Genomic DNA, 19,527 nt, shown 5'->3' with positions numbered 1-19,527 from the left:
CACTACGATCCCAGCCTGTTGATCATGTCCTGCGTGACCAGGCAGATGCCTTTTTCCGAAACGCGGAAACGCTTGGCGTCCAGGACGGGATCCTCGCCGACCACCAGACCCTCCGGGATCCTGACGCCGTGATCGATGACCACGCGCTTCAGCCTGGCGTTGCGGCCGACATGGACGTCCGGCAGCATGACGACCTCCTCCAGCGTCGAATAGGAATTGATGCGCGCGCCGGTGAAGATCAGGCTTCGCTTCAGCGAAGCGCCCGAAACGATGCAATCGCCCGACACGAGAGACGACACGGCAGACCCGCGGCGGCCATCCTCGTCATGCACAAACTTTGCCGGCGGCTTCAACTCGGCATAAGTCCAGATCGGCCAGTCGCGGTCGTAAAGGTCGAGTTCCGGCGTGATGTCGGTCAGGTCGATATTGGCTTCCCAATAGGCGTCGACAGTGCCGACGTCGCGCCAATAGGCCTCGTTCTCGGCGGTCGAGCGCACGCAGGATTTGGCGAAGCGATGGGCGATGGCCTTTCCGTGCTCGACGATGTAGGGGATGATGTCCTTGCCGAAGTCACGGCTGGAGCCGGGTTCCGCCGCATCGCGACGCAATTGCTCCATCAGGAACTTGGTCTTGAACACATAGATGCCCATCGAGGCCAGCGCGAAATCCGGTTTGTCGGGAATGCCCGGCGGATCGGCGGGCTTTTCGATGAAGGAGATGATGGTGTCCTTGGGATCGACATGCATGACGCCGAAGCCGGTGGCTTCCATGCGCGGCACTTCGAGGCAGCCGACGGTGACATCGGCGCCGGCCTCGACATGCTGGCGCAGCATCATTTCGTAGTCCATCTTGTAGACGTGGTCGCCGGCCAGGATGACCATGTATTCCGGCCCATAGGCCTCGATGATGTCGATGTTCTGGTACACGGCGTCGGCGGTGCCCTCATACCATTGCGTTTCCGACACACGCTGGCTGGCCGGCAGGATGTCGAAACTCTCGTTGCGCTCGGGCCGCAAGAAGTTCCAACCGCGCTGCAAATGGCGGATCAGCGAATGCGCCTTGTACTGGGTGGCGACGCCGAGGCGGCGGATACCGGAATTGAGCGCATTGGAGAGGGCGAAATCGATGATGCGGGTCTTGCCGCCGAAATAGACCGCCGGCTTGGCGCGGCGGTCGGTCAGTTCCTTGAGCCGGCTGCCACGGCCGCCGGCCAGCACATAAGCCATGGCGTCGCGTGCCAGCGGCTGTGTTCGTTTTATTTCAGCCATTCCTATCCTCCCAGGTTAGATGCTCCAGACATAGCTCAGTCCGGGACGAATTCGAGCATGATCGTCGATAACGGCGGCAAAAGCATCGTCGCCGAAATGCCTCCTCCTTCCGCCTGAGCGTCGACGACGCCGCTATTGCCCTTGCCGGAACCGCCATAATCCGTGGCATCGGTGTTGATGATCTCGCGCCATTTTCCGGCCTGCGGTAACGGCACGCGGTAATTGTCGCGCGGCACCGGCGTGAAGTTGGAAATGACGGCGACCGGGTTGCCACCCGGCGCGCTGCGCAGCCAGGCAAATACCGAGTTCGCGCTGTCGTCGACGATCAGCCAGGAAAAGCCCTCCGGCTCGCAGTCGCGGCCATGCAGCGCCGGGCGCGAGCGGTAAAGATAGTTCAGATCGCGCACCGTCTGCCAGACGCCGCGGTGAAGCCGGAAATCGAGCAGGTTCCAGTCGAGCGCGCGCGCCTCGCTCCACTCGCGGCGCTGTGCGAACTCCTGGCCCATGAACAACAGCTTCTTGCCGGGATAGCCCCACATGAAGGCGTAGTAGGCGCGCAGCGTCGCGAATTTCTGCCAGTCGTCGCCGGCCATCTTGTTGAGCAGCGTGCCCTTGCCGTGCACCACCTCGTCATGGGACAGCGGCAGCACGAAATTCTCGCTGAAGGCGTAGACCAGGCCGAAGGTGATGTCGTTGTGGTGATGTTTGCGGAAGATCGGCTCCTTGGAGAAATACTCCAAAGTGTCGTGCATGAAGCCCATGTTCCATTTGAAACCGAAGCCCAGTCCGCCTTCATGCACCGGCTGCGAGACTTTCGGCCACGAGGTCGATTCCTCGGCGATGGTCATCACGCCCGGATGATGGCCGTAGACCTCCTTGTTCATACGCTGCAGGAAGCTGACCGCTTCGAGGTTCTCGCGCCCGCCTTTCTCGTTGGGAATCCATTCACCGGCCTTACGCGAATAATCGAGATAAAGCATCGAGGCGACCGCATCGACGCGCAGACCGTCGACGTGATATTTCTCGGCCCAGAACAACGCATTGTTGACAAGGAACGAGACCACCTCGCGACGACCAAAATTGTAGATCGCGGTGTTCCAGTCGGGATGGAAGCCCTTGCGCGGGTCGGCATGCTCATAGAGCGCGGTACCGTCGAACTTTGCCAGACCGTGTTCGTCAACCGGGAAATGCGCCGGCACCCAGTCGAGGATGACGCCGATGCCTGCACGGTGGGCACCGTCGACGAAGCGGGCAAAACCGTCCGGATCGCCAAAGCGGGCAGTCGGCGCATAGAGACCGGTCGTCTGGTAGCCCCAGGACGGGTCATAGGGGTGCTCGGAGATCGGCATGAATTCGATGTGGGTAAAACCGGTCTCGACCACGTAAGGGATCAGCCTGTCGGCGAGTTCGTCCCACGACAGGAAGCTGCCGTCGTCGTGAAGCCGCCATGACCCGGCATGGACCTCGTAGATCGATACGGCTTCGCGCCTGTGGTCGGCATTGCGCCAGTAGTTCCGGTGCGCCTCGTCGCCCCATTCGTGCGCCGGCGGCAGCGCCGTCACCGAGGCGGTGGCCGGGCGCAGTTCGGACTTGAAGGCGAACGGATCTGCCTTGAGCGGCAATCTCACGCCATCCGGCCCGATGATCTCATATTTATACGGGCGGCCAGCGCCGATGTCGGGAATGAACAGCTCCCAGATGCCGGTATCGCGGCGGTCGCGCATGGTGTGCCTGCGGCCGTCCCACTCGTTGAAGTCGCCGACCACCGAGACGCGCCTTGCATTGGGCGCCCATACGGCGAAATGCACGCCCGATGCACCTTCATGGTCGATGAGATGGGCGCCGAGCTTGTCGAACAGCCTGAGATGCGACCCTTCGGCGATGTAATAGTCGTCCAGCGGACCGAGCACGGGGCCGAAGGAATATGGATCGGTCAGCCACCAGTCACCGCCGGAATTCCTGGCATGATAGCGTAGCGGCTGGCGTTTGCGCAGCGACAGTCTGCCTTCGAAGAAGCCGCGGTCGTCGCGTCTCGACAGCTCGCCGGCCTTTTTGCCGGTCAGCGTATAGGCGGTGACGAACTCGGCATGAGGGACGAAGCAGCGGGCGACAAAGCCCTTCCCCGCCTCATGCACGCCGAGCACGGCGAACGGGTCGCCATGCGTGCCGGCGACAATCGCCGCGACATCGTCGGCTGGCGCCAGTCCGTCCGGCCCGCTTGTCGCAACGGTCGCGCGCGGCTTGCTCATCAGGCAGTGTCCCTCCTCGGGCACCAAGTGTGTGTTTCTAGTGAAGTTTTGAATTCGACAGTCGCAGGCCGCCTGACCTTCCAAGGGATGCGAAGGTCAAATCACTCCACTAGGGCCACATTGTTCCTGGTCTCATGCAATCACATCAGGCGGGCACGTGCCAGATGTCTTTCGCATATTGGCGGATCGTGCGGTCGGACGAGAACCAGCCGACGCGGGCGACATTGCGGATCGCTCTGGCGTACCAGTCCGGGCTGTTGCGCCAGACGGCATCGACGTCGCGCTGGGTGGCGGCGTAGGCATCGAAATCCGCAGCGACCATGAACCAGTCGCTCTGATAAAGGCCGTTGATCAGGTCGCGATAACGGTCCGGATCGTCAGGCGAAAAGACCCCGGACGACACCGCGGCAAGCGCCTGCGCCAATTCAGGCGATCCCTCGATTACGACGCGCGGATCATAAGCATTGTTGCGCCGCTCGGCGACTTCCTCTGTGGTCAGGCCGAAGATGAAGATGTTGTCGTCGCCGACGCATTCCTTGATCTCGACGTTGGCGCCGTCGAGCGTGCCGATGGTCAGCGCGCCGTTCAGCGCGAACTTCATGTTGCCGGTGCCGGACGCTTCCATGCCGGCGGTCGATATCTGCTCCGAAAGATCGGCGGCCGGCATCATGATCTCGGCAAGGCTGACATTGTAGTTCGGCACGAACACCACTTTCAGCAAACCGCGCACCGCCGGGTCGCGGTTGATGACCCGGGCGACGTCGTTGGCAAGTTTGATGATCAGCTTGGCGTTGTGATAGCTGGGCGCCGCCTTGCCGCCGAAGAATTTGACGCGGGGCATCCAGTCGCGCTCCGGATGCGAGCGGATCTGGTCGTAAAGCGCGACCGCTTCGAGAATGTTCAAGAGCTGGCGCTTGTATTCGTGGATGCGCTTGACCTGGATGTCGAACAGCGCCGAGGGGTCGACCTTGATACCGAGCCGGTCGGCAACGAGATTGGCAAGCCTCGTCTTGTTCGCCCGTTTGACAGCGGCGAACTTGTCGCGGAAGGCGGCGTCCTCGGCGAAAGGATCAAGCCGGTTTATCTCGTTGATGTCGTCGAGGAAACCGTCGCCGATCGCCTCTCGGGTGAGTGCCGTGAGGCCGGGATTGCACTGTATCAGCCAGCGCCGCGGCGTGATCCCGTTGGTCTTGTTGTTGATGCGGTCCGGGTAGAGCCTGTGGAGATCGGCAAACACCGTCTCCTTCATCAATTCCGTGTGCAGTGCCGAGACGCCGTTTATCGAGTGCGAGCCGACAAAGGCCAGGTTGCCCATGCGCACGCGGCGATCGCCATTTTCCTGGATCAGCGAGATGCGGCTGATCTGCTCGTCCGAGAACTGGTCGGAGGCGCGCGCCTCGAGCAGCACCTCGGCGTTGATGGCGTAGACGATCTGCATGTGGCGCGGCAACAGCCGCTCGAACAGCGGCACGGGCCAGCTTTCTAGCGCCTCGGGAAGCAGCGTGTGGTTGGTGTAGCCGAAGGTGCGCTTGGTGATGCTCCAGGCCTGATCGAAATCCATGCCGTGGACATCCATCAACAGGCGCATCAGCTCGGCTACGGCGATCGCGGGATGGGTGTCGTTGAGATGGATCGCCGCCTTGTCGGGCAGCGATTGCAGGTCGCCATACTGGCTGAGATGACGCTGGACGATGTCCTGCAGCGAGGCGGTGGAGAAGAAATACTCCTGCCTGAGCCGCAACTCCTGGCCCGCCTTGTGGGAATCGGCCGGGTAAAGGACGCGCGACAACGCATCGGCCTTGTTGCTTTCGGCGAGCGCGCCGATGTGATCGCCGGCGTTGAACTTGTCGAGCAGGATCGGGTCGACCGGCATGCCGGACCACAGGCGCAGCGTATTGACGCGGTTGGCCCGCCAGCCGACAACCGGCGTATCATAGGCGACTGCCAGAACATGTTCGGTCGGCTTCCAGACGTGGCGCTCGAGCCGGCCGTCCTTCGAGGTGACCGATTCCACCGAGCCGCCGAAGCCGACCTCGAAGGAGCGTTCGCGACGCTCGAACTCCCAGGGGTTGCCGTGATCGAGCCATGTCTCGGGCAGCTCCACCTGCCACCCGTCATGGATCTCCTGCCGGAACATGCCGTTGGCGTAGCGGATGCCGTAGCCATGCGCGGGTATATTGACGGTCGCCATGCTTTCCATGAAGCAGGCGGCGAGCCGGCCAAGCCCGCCATTGCCAAGGGCAGCGTCAGGTTCGAGCGCTGCAATGATGTCGAGGTCGACGCCAAGCGACGAAAGCGCCTCGCGCATGTTGTCCATCAGGCCGAGATTGGAGAAGGCATCGCGCATCAGGCGGCCGATGAGGAATTCCAGCGACAGGTAGTAGACGCGCTTTTCCTGCTGGGCGTAGGCCTCTTGGGTCGCCTGCATCCAGTGATCGACGATGCGGTCGCGCACAACCTTGATCGAGGCGGTGAGCCAGTCGTACTGGGTTGCAACGTTGGTGCCCTTGCCGACCCTGTATTTGAGGGCCTGCAAGACTTCGTCGGCGAGCGTCTTGGGATCCGGGTTTTCGAGCGTGGGCAGAGGAGCTTCGGTTGTCATCGCGCGCGTCATGCTGCCTCTCGTGACGTTGCCAGGATCATGCGGCTTTCACCATCTCTGCCAATGCTAATGCATCTCACCGAATGTTCAATCGATTCAGGCGACCGCAAGCCGGGTTGCCCTGCGGCAATTTGGTATTTTGAAACAGCGCGTTTGGGCCCCTCGGCGATGGGCCTCAAGTTCTTGCTCAAGCCGCCAGGGCCGCTTCCGGCGGCACCTTGGCGCCGGTCATGAAGGCGACTGCGTCCGACATCGTATACTGCTTCGGATCGATGACGCACAGGCGACGGCCGAGCCGATGAATGTGAATGCGGTCCGCCACCTCGAAGACATGCGGCATATTGTGTGAAATCAGCACGATCGGCAGGCCTCGCTTCTTCACGTCGAGGATCAATTCGAGGACGCGGCGGCTCTCCTTGACGCCAAGTGCTGCCGTCGGCTCATCCATGATCACCACCCGACTGCCAAAGGCGGCGGCGCGCGCCACTGCCACGCCCTGGCGTTGACCGCCGGAGAGCGTTTCCACCGCCTGGCTGATGTTCTGGATGGTCATCAGGCCAAGTTCGGTCAGCTTGTCGCGGGCGCGCTTTTCCATCGCCGGACGGTCGAGCATGCGCAGCCAGCTGCCAAGAAAGCCCTGCTTGCGGATCTCGCGGCCGAGGAACATGTTGTCGGCGATGGACAGCGCCGGCGACAGCGCCAGGTTCTGGTAGACGGTCTCGATGCCGGCTTCGCGGGCCTCCATCGGCGATTTGAAGGCAATAGGCTTGCCTTCAAGCCGGATCTCGCCTTCGTCGGGGGTGACGGCTCCGGAAATCGCCTTGATAAGCGACGACTTGCCGGCGCCGTTGTCGCCGATGACAGCAAGGATTTCGCCCGGATAGAGATCGAAATCGGCATTGTCGAGGGCAGTGACGCGACCGTAGCGTTTGACCAGGCTGCGGGCGGTAAGGATCGGTTCCTGAGTCTGGTTCATGCCGAGATCTTCCTGATCCACTGGTCGATACCAACAGCGATGATGATGAGGGCGCCGACGGACAATTGCGTCCATTGAGGATCTGTCCCCCAAAGCCTGAGGCCGAGCGCGAACACCCCGACGATCAGCGCACCGAAGATGGTCCCGAGGATGGAACCGCGGCCGCCGAACAGTGATGTGCCGCCAATCACCACGGCGGTAATCGAATTGATGTTCTCGAACTGCCCGGCCTGCGGCGAGACCGATCCGATGCGTCCGATCAAGGCCCAGCCGGCGATGGCACAAATGATGCCAGTCAGCGTATAGACCGTGACCAGCATCCGGCTGACGCGCACCCCCGACAGTTCCGCGGCTTCCGGGTCGTCGCCGACTGCGTAGACATGCCGGCCCCATGCCGTGTGATTGAGCACGTACCAGGCAATTGCCCCCATGATCAGCACCAACAGCACGCCATAGGTGAAGACGGCGCCGCCGATCCTGAACGAGCCGCCGAAAAACTGCAGCAGCGGTGCCGTCGCCTCGAGATCTTGGCTGCGGATGGTCTCGTTGCCGGAATAGATGAAGTTGATGGCAGCGTAGATCGACCAGGTGCCGAGCGTCACGATGAAGGGCGGCAGTTTCACCCAGGCGATGAGAATGCCGTTGATCAAGCCGCAAATCGCGCCGACAAGCAGCCCGACGGCAACGGCGACCGGCGCTGGAACACCGTAATGCATGGCAAACTGGCCCATAACAACCGAGCTCAGCACCATGATGGCGCCGACTGACAGGTCGATGCCGGCGGTGAGCACCACCAGTGTCTGCGCGATGCCGACCATGCCGGTTATCGCCACCTGCTGGAGGATCAGGGTGAGGGTGAAGGGAGAAAAGAAGCGGCCACCGACGACGACTGCGAACAGAACCACCGAGATGAGCAGGATGATCAGCGGCACCATGGCGGGGCTTTTGTGCAAGCGGTGCTGGATGCTCTCCAATGTCGAGCGGGAATGCGTCTCGAATGAAGCGACGCTGGCGTCGCTGGCGGCCAGGACCGTCTCGAATTCCTGCGGTCCCTTGCTCTTGGTTGTTTCGACGCTCAAGTCGGCCTCCCCGCCTGTGATGTGGAGCGGCCGAAACCGCTCCACATTCTCTATTGTTGTTTGAAGTTGAGCCGATCAGGGGATCAAATCAACCCCAGCACTTGCTGAGGCCTTGCTTCGTGTCGATGGATTCGATGCCGGCGGCAGGCTTGTCGGTGATCAGCGTGACGCCGGTGTTGTAGAAATCCAGACCGGGCGACGGCTCCGGCTTCTTGCCGGTGTCGGCAAAGGTCTTGATCGCTTCGATGCCGAGCGAGGCCATGAGCAGTGGATATTGTTGTGAAGTGGCGCCGATCACGCCCTCGGCAACGTTCTTGACACCGGGGCAGCCGCCATCGACCGAGACAATCAGGACGTCCTTCTCCTTGCCGACGGCCTTCAGCGCCTGGTAGGCGCCCGCGGCCGCAGGTTCGTTGATGGTGTAGACGACGTTGATATCCGGATCCTTCTGCAGGCAATTCTCCATGGCAGTATGCCCGCCATCCTCATTGCCGCTCGACAGATCATGACAGACGTTGCGTGCGTCGGTTTCGTCGCCGATCTTCTTGGGATCGCCGAGGTCGATGCCGAAGCCCTTCATGAAGCCCTGATCACGCTGCACGTCGACGGAGGGCTGGCTGGCGATCAGATCCATATAAGCGATGTGCGCGTCCTTGGCCTTGTCGCCCAAGGTAGCCTTTGCCCAGGAGCCGATAAGCTCGCCGGCCTTGAAATTATCGGTCGCAAACGTCGCATCCGCGGCGTTGGCAGGCTCGAGCTGCGTGTCGAGAGCGATCACCAGCACCCCTGCATCGCGCGCCTTCTTCACCGCCGGCACAATGGCCGCAGTGTCGGTGGCGGTGATCAAAATGCCCTTGGCGCCGTCGGCGATGCAGGATTCGATCGCCGCAACCTGGCCCTCATTGTCACCTTCCGCCTTGCCGGCATAGGCTTTCAGATCGACACCGATTTCCTTGGCTTTCGCGGCGGCACCTTCCTTCATCTTGACAAAGAAAGGATTGGTGTCGGTCTTGGTGATCAAGCAGGCGCCGACCCCGGCGGCCGATGCCGTCGAAGCAAAGGCCATCAGGCTCAGTCCGGCCGCGGCAAACACGGTGGATTTCAACAGTTTTGACGTGGTCACGATTTTCCTCCCATGGAACCATTTAGGATGCCGGCCAACCGGCATCTGCAGCGCGTCCGACGAAATCTCCCAGTGTCGGCGCCGACCTCAAGAGACACCAGTCCGCCAGCACTGTCAATAATTAAATCACTCTTATTTATTATTGACAACGCTGGATTGTTCACTCACTCTAGACCAAAAGCATTGAGGGGAAACGACGGGAGGAACAGGGGTGGAGACCGGCATTACGAGGCACGGCTCGCCCGATGCGGCCGAAAGCCGTCTGCACCGCGGCACCAATCAAAGTGGCATGCGGGACCACAATGAGCGGCTGGTGCTGTCGCTGGTGCGACAGCATGGCAGCCTGGCCAAATCCGACATTGCACGCATGACCGGCCTTTCGGCGCAGACAGTGTCAGTCATCATGCGCGAGCTGGAGGAGGACGATCTGCTCGTCCGCCAGGCGCCGTTGCGCGGCAAGATCGGCCAGCCCTCGATACCCATGGCGCTCAATCCCGACGGCGCCTATTTCATCGGCCTGAAGATCGGCCGCCGCAGCGCCGAGCTGGTGCTGATTGATTTCCTCGGCAATGTGCGCTCGATGCTGCAGCATTCCTACCGCTACCCTGCCCCGCGCGAGACGGTGGAATTCGTCACAAGCGGCATGAAGAAGATGCGCGGCGAACTCACCCCTGCGCAGGATAAACGCATCGCCGGGCTTGGCATCGCCATGCCGTTCGAGTTGTGGAACTGGGCCGACACCGCCGGCGCGCCGCGTGAAATCATGGACGAATGGCGCCACCGCGACATCCGCGCCGACATCCAGGCGCAATGCGAATTTCCAGTCTATCTGCAGAACGACGCCACCTCGGCCTGCGGCGCCGAGCTCGTGTTCGGCCAGGCGGCGGGTGCGGCACGCGATTTCGTCTATTTCTATATCGGCGCCTTTGCCGGCGGTGGCATCGTGCTGAACGGCCGGTTGTTTGGCGGCCCGACGGGCAATGCCGGCGCGCTGGGCTCGATGCCGGTGCCCGGGCCGGACGGCAAGCCGACGCAGTTGATCGACGTGGCGTCGATCGCCATGCTGGAAAAGGCGCTCAACGCGCGCGGCATCGAAGCCTCGCATCTGTGGACATCACCGGGGGACTGGGGTGAGATCGGCGCCGAGCTTGACGACTGGATCGCCAGCGCCTCGCAGGCGCTCGCCTATGCCATCGTTTCGGCGTCCTCCGTCATTGACTTCGAAGCCGCGGTGATCGACGGATGGATGCCGCTCGCCGTGCGCAGGCGGCTTGTCGATGCCGTTATCCAGGCCATCGGCCGGATCGACGGCGAAGGCCTGAGGCTGCCGGCCGTTCGCGAGGGAACCGTCGGCATCCATGCGCGGGCGCTGGGTGGCGCCAGCCTGCCGCTGTCGGAGCGCTTCCTCATCGGCTCGACCACGATTTCCCGGAGCTTCTGAGCATGCTGATCGGCATCCCGGCGCTGCTCGGCCCGGAGCTTCTGGCGATATTGCGCGCCATGGGCCATGGCGACGAGATCGCCCTGGTCGACGGCAACTACCCGGCCGAGCAGCAGGCACAGCGGCTGATCCGCGCCGACGGTCATCATCTCGTCCCCGTGCTCGATGCGGTACTGAGCGTGTTGCCGGTCGATGACGCCGTGCCGCAGGCGCTGTTTCGCGCCTCGGCCAAAGGCGATCCGCTGCTCGCCGATCCGGTTCACCACGAGATGGAAGCGATCTGCGCCAGGCGTGCGCCGGGCCGCAAGGTGGTTGCGCTTGCCGGCGCCGACTTCTATGCACGGGTCAAGGTCGCGCACGCGATCGTCGCGACGAGTGAGCCGCGGCTTTATGCCAACATCATCATCCGCAAGGGCGTGATCTATCCGCCGGAAAGCAAGACTTCATGATCCTCTGCTGCGGCGAAGCCCTGATCGATATGCTGCCGCGGACCACGACGGAGGGCGAGCCGGCCTTTGCGCCCTATGTCGGCGGTGCCGTCTTCAACTCGGCTATTGCGCTTGGCCGGCTCGGTGCGCCGGCCGGCTTCTTCTCCGGCCTGTCGTCGGATCTGTTCGGGGGCCAGCTCAGGGAGGCGCTGGGAGCCAGCAAGGTCAGTTCCACCTATGCGCACACCTCGCCGCGCCCGACTACGCTCGCCTTCGTGCGCCTCACCAACGGCCAGGCGACCTACACCTTCTACGACGAGAACACCGCCGGGCGCATGCTGACCATCGAGGACCTACCGGAACTCGGCAGCGAGATCGAGGCGATGCTGTTCGGCGCCATTAGCCTGATCTCGGAGCCGGCCGGGTCGGCCTATGAGGAGTTCATGCGACGCGAGCATGAGCGCCGCGTGATGATGCTCGACCCCAACATCCGGCCAAACTTCATTCCGGACAAGGCCAAGCACCTCAGGCGCATCCGAAACATGATGGCGATGGCCGACGTTGTGAAACTGTCGGACGAGGATCTGAACTGGTTCGACGAAGCCGGCTCGCATGAGGACGTGGTCCGCAACTGGCTGGACCGCGGTCCGAAGCTGATCGTCGTCACCCATGGCAGCGAGGGCGCGGTCGGTTACAGCAGCCAGCACCGGGTCACGGTCGTGCCGGACAAGGTCGAGGTGGTCGATACGGTCGGCGCCGGCGACACGTTCAATGCCGGCATCCTTGCCTCCTTGCACGAGCAGGGCCTGCTGTCGAAGACGGCAATCGCCAGCCTGCCGGAAGAAGCCATCCAAAAGGCGCTGACGCTCGGCGCCAAGGCCGCAGCGGTGACGGTATCGCGGGCCGGCGCCAATCCGCCATGGCGGCATGAACTCGCCTGACCGGCTGGCAACACGCTCACGGACCTGCCTGCCGCGATCACTTTATGTTTCGCCGACCGGCGGGGCGGGGCTGTGAAAGCCCATATCGAGCCGGCCGAAGCCCGGATTTCCCCGCGTTTAAGAGGGCAGATCGGAAATCAGAGGTAACAGGCTGCGACACTTGAGCAATTCAGGGTTTTGCCCTGCGGCTTTCTCGGCCGTGCCAAGTCTGCTACCAGCGGCCGGTTATCTGGCTAAAACCGTTTGAGGCCGACATGCAGTTCATCGATCTTGGCGCGCAGCGCGAACGCATCCGCGACAGGCTGAAAGCGGCAATCGACCGGGTTGTCGACGAGGGCCGCTATATTCTCGGACCTCAGGTCACCGAATTCGAAAACAAGCTCGCCGCCTATATCGGCACCAAGCATGTGGTCGCTTGCGCCAACGGCACCGATGCGCTGCTGCTGCCGTTGTTTGCCGCCGGCATCGGCCCGGGCGATGCGGTGTTCGTGCCGAGCTTCACCTTCGCCGCCACGGCCGAAGTGGTGGCGCTGACCAAGGCCGAACCGGTGTTCGTCGATGTCGATGCCGACAGCTACAATATCGACATCGCCAGCCTCGAGGCGGCAATCGCCATGATCAAGGCGGAGGGCCGGCTGAGGCCGAAGGCAATCATTCCCGTCGACCTGTTCGGCCTCGCCGCCGATTACGAGGCGATTATGGCCATCGCCGATCGCGAAGGCCTGATGGTCATCGAGGATGCGGCGCAGGCGACCGGCGGCTCGGTTGACGGCAAGATGTGCGGCTCGTTCGGCACCGTCGGCTCAACCAGCTTCTATCCGGCAAAGCCGCTCGGCTGCTATGGCGATGGCGGTGCGATGTTCACCAATGACGATGCACTGGCCGAACAGCTGCGCTCGTTCGCCTTTCACGGCAAGGGCGAAACGCAATACGACAATGTCCGCGTCGGCATCAATTCACGGCTCGATACGCTGCAGGCGGCGATCCTGATCGAGAAGCTGGCCATCCTCGAGGACGAGATGGTGGCGCGGCAAGCGGTCGCCAATCGCTATGCCGAAGGTCTCGGCGATATCGTCAAGGCGGCGCGCAATCTGGGCGGCGGCCGCTCGGCCTGGGCGCAATACGCCATCGAAACGCCGAAACGCGACGGGCTCAAGGCACATCTCGGTGAAAAGGGCATTCCGTCGGTCATCTACTATGTGAAACCGCTGCACAGCCAGATTGCCTATCGCGACTATCCGCGCACGCCGACCGGACTTGCCGTTTCGGAAGAGCTGCCGAAGCGCATCCTGTGCCTCCCGATGCATCCCTATCTGAGCGAGGCCGACCAGGACCGGATCATCGAAACGATCCGTAACTATATCGGCTCGAATTCGGCGCATGTAGCGGCGGCATAAATTCGAAAGTTTCGAAGCGTGGTCGCGGATTACATCGACGAGTTCATAATGTTCTGCGCCGGGCTGTGGATGGCTGGCGTCGGCTTCGGATTTTTCTCGGACCCCTCTCAAGCTCGCCCCGGCCAACAGCAGGCATGGTGGACCAACTTTGGGACCCATTTTAAATGGATGGGCCCGCTGTTGATCCTCATCGCGATAGTGCTCGCATTCGCGGCGCCTTCCTAGCGGACCCTATTCGGCGGGCTATTCACGAGTTCGGTGCGATCAGCTTGAGTGATGGAAAATGGGTACGATAGCGACCAACATCGCGAGTGAGCAGCGACAGCCCATTGACGACGGCATGGGCGCCGATGAAAAAGTCGGGCAGCACGCCGGAGCGCAATCCGCCCGATCTCCTGTATTGGATAAAGACCTTTCCCGCGAGGAACAGTGCTGCCCGTGGGATCGAAGCGATTTCGAGACCAGCTTTGTCAAGAAAAGCGTCGAGATCCTCGATGCGCCCGTATCGGACGGCCAACTCGGCGTAGACAGCATCGTTGATCAACAGCGGCCCATTCAGGCTTTGGGCCTCAAGCTGGGCGATCGACCAATCCGCCCAGTTCGGATCATTGGTGACAAGGTCGAGCAGAACGTTGGTGTCGACCAGCGTCACACGTCGCCACGCGTCAGTGCCATGATCGCGTCGGTACTGAGACCCTTGCCGGCATGGCCGCGCAATTTCGCGAAGCGGCTCGCGGGCTGCTTCTTGTCAGTGCGCGTAATCACGACGTTGCCGTCATCGGCGCGGCGGAAGTCGACTCTGCTGCCCGGGACGATCCCAAGCAGTTCGCGGACCGGCTTTGGAATGGTCACCTGTCCCTTGGCTGTGACTTTGGTGGTCATGTTCGAACCTCGGTAATACCAATAATCACCAAGGTATTACCCGTCGTGCTGGATTTCAACTGCTAGATCCGTATCCATCTGTCATTTTGCGGTCGCACATTGGCCTTCTGCATTGCCAAAACTCATCCCCTGCCCCCTCTCCCAAATCGGCCGGAGCGGCTTTGAAGATTGCCGTCAGGGCAAATTTTTTGAAGTGCTTTGCTCTGCGGCGAAGCATAGTCTCCTCCGGTCTTCCCTCTAGGCTGGCTATTTCATGAAGAAGATTGGTTTCCTCTCGTTCGGGCACTGGACGCCCTCGCCGCAATCGCAAACGCGGACGGCATCCGATGCGCTTTTGCACTCCGTCGAGCTGGCCGTCGCGGCCGAGGAGCTGGGTGCGGACGGCGCGTATTTCCGCGTGCATCACTTCGCGCGCCAGCTCGCCTCTCCCTTCCCGCTGCTGGCAGCGGTTGGGGCGAAGACCAGCCGAATCGAGATCGGCACGGCGGTGATCGACATGCGTTACGAGAACCCGCTCTATATGGCCGAGGACGCCGGCGCCGCCGATCTAATCGCCGGAGGGCGTCTGCAGCTGGGCATCAGCCGCGGCTCGCCGGAGCAGGTGATCGAGGGATGGCGCTACTTCGGCTACGCCCCGCAAGAGGGCGAGAGCGATGCCGACATGGCCCGCAGACACACCGGAGTGCTGCTCGAAGTGTTGCTGGGCAAAGGCTTTGCGCAGCCCAACCCGCGGCCGATGTTTCCCAACCCGCCCGGCCTGCTTCGCGTCGAGCCTCACTCGGAAGGCCTGCGCGAGCGCATCTGGTGGGGCGCCGCCACAAACGCCACCGCAGAATGGGCTGCGAAACTGGGGATGAACCTGCAGAGCTCCACGCTCAAATTCGACGAAGGCGGAAAGCCGTTTCACATCCAGCAGGCCGAACAGATCCGGGCTTTTCGTGAGGCCTGGAAGGCGGCCGGGCACACGCGCGAGCCGCGGGTGTCGGTCAGCCGGAGCATTTTTGCGCTGATCGATGATCGCGACCGCGCCTATTTCGGCGGCAACCAGAGCGGAGATCAGTTCGGTTACATCGAGGCAGACAGACGCGCCGTGTTCGGCCGCTCCTATGCCGCCGAGCCGGACGTGCTGATCGAGCAGCTAAAGGGGGACGAAGCCATCGCCGAGGCCGATACGCTGCTGGTTACTGTCCCCAACCAGCTCGGCGTCGACTACAATGCCCACCTTATCGAGGCGATCCTGACCCATGTCGCCCCTGGCTTGGGCTGGCGCTGACGCGACTTTGTTGGAAAAGCCACGGCGGTCGATACGACGCTCACGTTCTAGCGGTCTCACGGCTGCTTCCCGTCGGCTCGTTTCAGCATCGCAAATGCGCGGCTGATCCGTTGCAGCGCTGTCGCGTTGGCCAGCACTGCGTAAAGCGCGAACCCGCCCGCCAGAATCCAGGGCGAAGCCGCGCCCATGGCGGTCGCGACTCCGTCGGCGGCAAGCAGCACGCAAATGAACACCAGACGTTCCATCCGCTCGAAGAAATCCGGCCAACCGTGGTTTTCCACAGGGATTTCCAGCGCCGTCCGCGCCTTGGCGTAACTTGTGAGGATCCCGCCGGCGAACGCGAACATTGCGATCGTCCACAGATCGGCGACCCAGCCGATTGCCGCAAAGACGGCCAATTCCTGATAACGGTCGACGACGGCGTCGAAATAGCCACCGGCCTTGGTGCTCATATTTGTCCGGCGGGCGACCGCACCGTCCAGCGCGTCGAAGGTGAAGGCAAACGCCAGGCAAAGGCCAAAGGCAAGACTTGAATGGTGGTAGAGGTAGGCCGCCGAGGACAAAGCGACGAGCACGAGCCCGCTGGCCGTAACCTGGTTCGGCGTCATGCCGATCCCGATCAGCGGAGAGGCAGCCTGCTCCCATAGCGGGTCGATGCGACTTTTCATGAGACCGGCGATCATGGCGGCTCCTCTGATGATGTCGTTTCACCGAGCTTTACCAGCAATTTGCGGGTTTGTTCCACCGTCGCTACCGTTCGACTTGGTCAACGCAGACGGAGAACTGGCTCAGCAACGTTCTCAACTCGCCGCAATGCGGCCGGCGGATTAAGGCGCTCGCCAAGCTGACGGAGCAAATCGGCCGGCGGTCTGGCGGTCGCACCCGAACGATGTGACTATGATTGCTTGCCATTCTTGGGAAGCCGGCCGAAACTTGATGCATAAATTTCCACCCAAGTTCGCCTACCTGCTCGCGACCTCTCTTGGCGCGGGATTATCTCCAATATGGCCGGGCACGGTCGGCGCAATGGTTGGAGTGGCTGTTGCCGCGGCTCTGATACCTGCATCGCCTTGGCTGACCGTGCTTGCCTATGCGGCCCTGTTCGCCGTCGGCATATGGGCCTCATCGCATGTTATCGCTCGTACCGGGACGGAGGACCCGCAGATCGTCGTCATCGATGAGACCTTCGGCGCCGCCGTAACACTTTCCATGCTGCCGCTCGACCCACTCTGGTGGGCAGCAGGCTTCCTAGCTTTCCGGTTTTTCGACGTCGTCAAGCCTTGGCCCATCCGTATCATGCATGACAAGCTAAGGGGTGGGGCCGGCATCATGCTGGACGATGCTGCCGCGGCTGTTGTCGCTGGGGCGTTGCTGCTCCTGCTGAACGGTTTGATTGAACATTTTCGGTAACGGCGACATTCGGTTTGCCAAGACCACGTGGTCCATCGGAGTTTAGCGCCACAAGGGGAGACCGGACCAACGCGAAGCTACAGGATTGCGGCCATTGGGACGACATCGCCCGTGAGGTCGCGGCCGATTTCCCGGATGTCGCACGGGACAAAATGCTGGTCGACGCGATGACGGTGCGCATGACGCTCAATCCGCGCTCGCTCGACACGATCGTAGCGACCAATCTTCACGCCGATATCCTGTCGGATATTTCGGCGGCACTTGCCGGATCGATCGGCATCGCGCTGACTGCGAACCTCAACCCTGAGTGGCGGTTTCCGTCGATGCTCGACCCGATCCACGGCTCGGCCTTCGACATCACACGCAAGGGCATCGCCAATCCGGTCGGCACGTTCTGGTCGGCGGTGATGATGCTGGAGCATCTCGGCGAGCCGGCTGCCGCGGCGCGCCTGATGCGCGCCATCGAGCGCGTGACCGCGGACGCGTCACTGCACACGCCCTGATCTGAATCAGCTGATTGGCCTGGTTAGAAAGTTACAGGCTGGCAAGTCCTTGGGTTGATTACATCCCGCGCGGCGTTGCTGCTGCTAAGGAAGATCAATTGGACCGTCCCAATGGCTATCAGTCTGGTTGTGCCTCGATCTTCAGCATCACACCTCTTCCAGTCTGCGCACGCGAGCTTTGACCCCATTGCTAATGGCATCCGCGACTTGCGAAGGGAAACCCTTTGGGAGTGATGCAGAAACTAGTTCAATTGCCGTTAGCGCCTGTTGGCGCAGCTCGTCAAAGATCGCCGTGACGGGTTTTGGACCAATTCCTGCCTTGGCGGCGGTCTGGAAGAAATGGCGCGGCATGACGCTATCGATAAGGTAGTGGCGTGCGTCGCCTATAGCCGTCGCCAACTTCATCTTGTTGCGCCTGATCTGTCCCGCATCAAGGCTGGTCTGCGCTGAGATCACATCATATAACGGCGTCATGCGGAACCGGCCGCCAGGAGAAAGAAAGACGCTAAAATTCTTGGCATGCCCATCTGTGGCGCCGAGAAGCCAAAAGGCGACCACGGCCTTCAGAACCGCAGCTTGATCTAGCTCCGGTTGGTCGCTTCCCTTCATCAGACCAAGGATAGCCGGAACCCCAGGCCCGCCATCGGATTCGTATTTCAGCGATGGAGGCACAGACAAAGCCTGGCAGCAGTCTTCCTGGGGCAAGCGCAGGAGACGGTTGTCACTCGTCCATCGGCGATCGAAACGTTCGACTACGAGCACGCGATTGCCTTCGAACTCCTCGATTGCGGCGACGGCGCACGGGAGCCCTAGGGCGGCTGTCATCTTGAGGCAGAAAAATTCGTTTTCAACACTGAAGGAAAGATCGATGCCGTTTGGCAAGCGTCCAATCTGTGGCTTGAGGATGTGTGTTGTAGCAGTCGTCGCCAGCGGCTTGTACCAACGTCCTTTCCAGAACAAGAGCGCAGTCTTTTCCTGAGCGCCAGCGATCGAGATCCGGAAATCCTCATCCTCTCCCAGCCCGAGGGGGGCCGATGCCAGTTCGCGGAGGAGACGAGCAATCTCGGTATCGTCAACGGGTTTGCCGTCGACGATACCGGCGGGGCCCGGCTCGACATCATCCGGCAGGAATTGCAGTGCGCCGACACAATCCCGTCCGACAACGGCAAGCAAGTCGTAGGCATCTATCCCTTGAGCATGAACACGCTCCGCCATACGGCGGCGAATCGGGATGCTGTCGGGCAAAAGATTGTCGAAGACGGCAACGACCGGTGCACCGATATAGCGATCTTCGCGTAGAGGCAGAGACAGCGAGACTGGTAGCGCGTGCTCCCAGGCAAGCCAGGACGGATCATACTGAAAATCGATCGCGCCGCTGGATTGTCTATTCAGCCGCCCTACGAGACGGCTGTTCAAGAAGACATTGAGCGGGAGGTGCCGCCGCGGACGAGCCATCAGAAGACGTCCTCGATCTCGGTCGACTTTGCCCTGGTCCGAGAGCGGACAACCAATTCAAGGTCGAGCGCTGCGAGAATGTCGCAAAGCGTTCCGAGCTGTGTCCCGGGCGCACCATTCTCGACGGCCGAGATGGTCGCTTGGCGCAGCATCGTGCGCTCCCCGACAGTCGTCTGATTCAGGCCGAGTTTGCGGCGCTGCCGGCGGATGGCAACTCCGAGTTGCTTGGGCGTTCGGGCGATTTGGTCCACAGCGTACCTCTCTAGCTCTGAGATATACGCTTCGGAAGATAAATTTCAATATGCGCTTCAGCGAATAAACTGGAAGATACGCTCCACCGTATAATCCCCTCCTATCCCGAGTGGCCCTCACAGCCATGCCTCGACTTTCAGCTAGATGTTTGATCCCGGGCTTTGATGGTTCATCATTGTCGTCCGAATCAAAGGATGCACTATGGGCCAGGTTCTGCATGGGAGCGCCACAACGACAGAGGCGATCCG

The 19,527-nt window shown here is 61.8% G+C and carries 18 protein-coding genes and 1 pseudogene; 8 read left to right on the top strand and 11 right to left on the bottom strand.

Going from position 1 to position 19,527, the window contains the following annotated elements:
* Nucleotides 1-2: 2 nt before the first annotated feature.
* The 6 genes from glgC to NKH13_RS22525 all read right to left on the bottom strand — a co-directional run bounded on the left by glgC (nucleotide 3) and on the right by NKH13_RS22525 (nucleotide 9,279).
* Nucleotides 3-1,268, bottom strand: a complete 1,266-nt coding sequence (glgC, locus tag NKH13_RS22550; RefSeq protein ID WP_254819896.1) for a glucose-1-phosphate adenylyltransferase — start codon at nucleotides 1,266-1,268, stop codon at nucleotides 3-5.
* 35 nt (nucleotides 1,269-1,303) lie between these two features.
* On the bottom strand, nucleotides 1,304-3,517 hold the full coding sequence (gene glgB, locus NKH13_RS22545) for a 1,4-alpha-glucan branching protein GlgB (RefSeq protein ID WP_352914434.1): 2,214 nt from the start codon (nucleotides 3,515-3,517) through the stop codon (nucleotides 1,304-1,306).
* 145 nt (nucleotides 3,518-3,662) lie between these two features.
* Nucleotides 3,663-6,131 (bottom strand): glycogen/starch/alpha-glucan phosphorylase, encoded by a 2,469-nt coding sequence (locus NKH13_RS22540; protein ID WP_352914431.1) that lies wholly within the window; start codon nucleotides 6,129-6,131, stop codon nucleotides 3,663-3,665.
* A gap of 175 nt (nucleotides 6,132-6,306) precedes the next feature.
* Nucleotides 6,307-7,095 carry an ATP-binding cassette domain-containing protein gene (locus NKH13_RS22535; RefSeq protein ID WP_352721208.1) on the bottom strand — a complete coding sequence of 263 codons (789 nt, stop codon included), beginning with the start codon at nucleotides 7,093-7,095 and terminating at the stop codon, nucleotides 6,307-6,309.
* Nucleotides 7,092-8,174, bottom strand: a complete 1,083-nt coding sequence (locus NKH13_RS22530) for an ABC transporter permease (RefSeq protein ID WP_352721207.1) — start codon at nucleotides 8,172-8,174, stop codon at nucleotides 7,092-7,094. The genes NKH13_RS22535 and NKH13_RS22530 overlap by 4 nt, the downstream gene beginning before the upstream one ends.
* 88 nt (nucleotides 8,175-8,262) lie before the next feature.
* Nucleotides 8,263-9,279 (bottom strand): sugar ABC transporter substrate-binding protein, encoded by a 1,017-nt coding sequence (locus NKH13_RS22525; RefSeq protein WP_352721264.1) that lies wholly within the window; start codon nucleotides 9,277-9,279, stop codon nucleotides 8,263-8,265.
* A 229-nt stretch (nucleotides 9,280-9,508) separates the two neighbouring features.
* Here NKH13_RS22525 and NKH13_RS22520 point away from each other — a divergent pair, with 229 nt between their 5' ends.
* From NKH13_RS22520 to NKH13_RS22500, 5 genes are all read left to right on the top strand, one after another.
* Nucleotides 9,509-10,738: an ROK family transcriptional regulator gene (locus NKH13_RS22520; protein ID WP_352914427.1), complete on the top strand. Its 1,230-nt coding sequence runs from the start codon at nucleotides 9,509-9,511 to the stop codon at nucleotides 10,736-10,738.
* 2 nt (nucleotides 10,739-10,740) lie between these two features.
* Complete coding sequence (locus NKH13_RS22515; RefSeq protein WP_352914424.1) at nucleotides 10,741-11,187, top strand: RbsD/FucU family protein; 447 nt, start codon at nucleotides 10,741-10,743, stop codon at nucleotides 11,185-11,187.
* Nucleotides 11,184-12,107 carry a carbohydrate kinase family protein gene (locus tag NKH13_RS22510; RefSeq protein WP_352914421.1) on the top strand — a complete coding sequence of 308 codons (924 nt, stop codon included), beginning with the start codon at nucleotides 11,184-11,186 and terminating at the stop codon, nucleotides 12,105-12,107. The genes NKH13_RS22515 and NKH13_RS22510 overlap by 4 nt, the downstream gene beginning before the upstream one ends.
* A 254-nt stretch (nucleotides 12,108-12,361) precedes the next feature.
* On the top strand, nucleotides 12,362-13,504 hold the full coding sequence (locus NKH13_RS22505; RefSeq protein ID WP_352914418.1) for a DegT/DnrJ/EryC1/StrS family aminotransferase: 1,143 nt from the start codon (nucleotides 12,362-12,364) through the stop codon (nucleotides 13,502-13,504).
* A gap of 18 nt (nucleotides 13,505-13,522) precedes the next feature.
* Complete coding sequence (locus NKH13_RS22500) at nucleotides 13,523-13,729, top strand: hypothetical protein (protein ID WP_292653636.1); 207 nt, start codon at nucleotides 13,523-13,525, stop codon at nucleotides 13,727-13,729.
* Nucleotides 13,730-13,751: 22 nt separating this feature from the next.
* Here NKH13_RS22500 and NKH13_RS22495 read toward each other — a convergent pair whose 3' ends face one another.
* Entirely contained in the window at nucleotides 13,752-14,156 is a 405-nt protein-coding gene (locus tag NKH13_RS22495; protein WP_352914415.1) for a type II toxin-antitoxin system VapC family toxin, read from the bottom strand.
* Complete coding sequence (locus NKH13_RS22490) at nucleotides 14,153-14,386, bottom strand: AbrB/MazE/SpoVT family DNA-binding domain-containing protein (RefSeq protein WP_352914412.1); 234 nt, start codon at nucleotides 14,384-14,386, stop codon at nucleotides 14,153-14,155. Before NKH13_RS22490 ends, NKH13_RS22495 begins: the two co-directional genes overlap by 4 nt.
* Before the next feature lie 253 nt (nucleotides 14,387-14,639).
* On the opposite strand from NKH13_RS22490, the gene NKH13_RS22485 reads away from it, so the two are divergent.
* Nucleotides 14,640-15,659, top strand: a complete 1,020-nt coding sequence (locus NKH13_RS22485; protein ID WP_352914409.1) for an LLM class flavin-dependent oxidoreductase — start codon at nucleotides 14,640-14,642, stop codon at nucleotides 15,657-15,659.
* Nucleotides 15,660-15,715: 56 nt separating this feature from the next.
* Here NKH13_RS22485 and NKH13_RS22480 read toward each other — a convergent pair whose 3' ends face one another.
* A complete protein-coding gene (locus NKH13_RS22480; protein WP_352914407.1) occupies nucleotides 15,716-16,342 on the bottom strand; it encodes a CDP-alcohol phosphatidyltransferase family protein in 627 nt (208 codons plus the stop codon).
* Between the two features lie 214 nt (nucleotides 16,343-16,556).
* Between NKH13_RS22480 and NKH13_RS22475 the strand changes: the two genes are divergently transcribed.
* Nucleotides 16,557-17,069 (top strand): phosphatidylglycerophosphatase A family protein, encoded by a 513-nt coding sequence (locus NKH13_RS22475; RefSeq protein WP_352914405.1) that lies wholly within the window; start codon nucleotides 16,557-16,559, stop codon nucleotides 17,067-17,069.
* 95 nt (nucleotides 17,070-17,164) lie between these two features.
* Nucleotides 17,165-17,569, top strand: a pseudogene (locus NKH13_RS22470) (isocitrate/isopropylmalate family dehydrogenase); the annotation flags it as partial.
* A 150-nt stretch (nucleotides 17,570-17,719) separates the two neighbouring features.
* On the opposite strand, the gene NKH13_RS22465 reads toward NKH13_RS22470, so the two are convergent.
* Together NKH13_RS22465 and NKH13_RS22460 are read right to left on the bottom strand one after the other, a co-directional pair.
* Nucleotides 17,720-19,027 carry a type II toxin-antitoxin system HipA family toxin gene (locus tag NKH13_RS22465; protein ID WP_352914402.1) on the bottom strand — a complete coding sequence of 436 codons (1,308 nt, stop codon included), beginning with the start codon at nucleotides 19,025-19,027 and terminating at the stop codon, nucleotides 17,720-17,722.
* On the bottom strand, nucleotides 19,027-19,278 hold the full coding sequence (locus NKH13_RS22460) for a helix-turn-helix domain-containing protein (RefSeq protein WP_352914399.1): 252 nt from the start codon (nucleotides 19,276-19,278) through the stop codon (nucleotides 19,027-19,029). Before NKH13_RS22460 ends, NKH13_RS22465 begins: the two co-directional genes overlap by 1 nt.
* Nucleotides 19,279-19,527: the final 249 nt, after the last annotated feature.

It is taken from the genome of Mesorhizobium sp. M1348 (genome assembly GCF_040317925.1).
Taxonomy (GTDB): Bacteria; Pseudomonadota; Alphaproteobacteria; order Rhizobiales; family Rhizobiaceae; genus Mesorhizobium.
The sequence above is the reverse complement of the archived record's forward strand: the minus strand, read 5'-3'. Positions and strand labels throughout refer to the sequence as shown.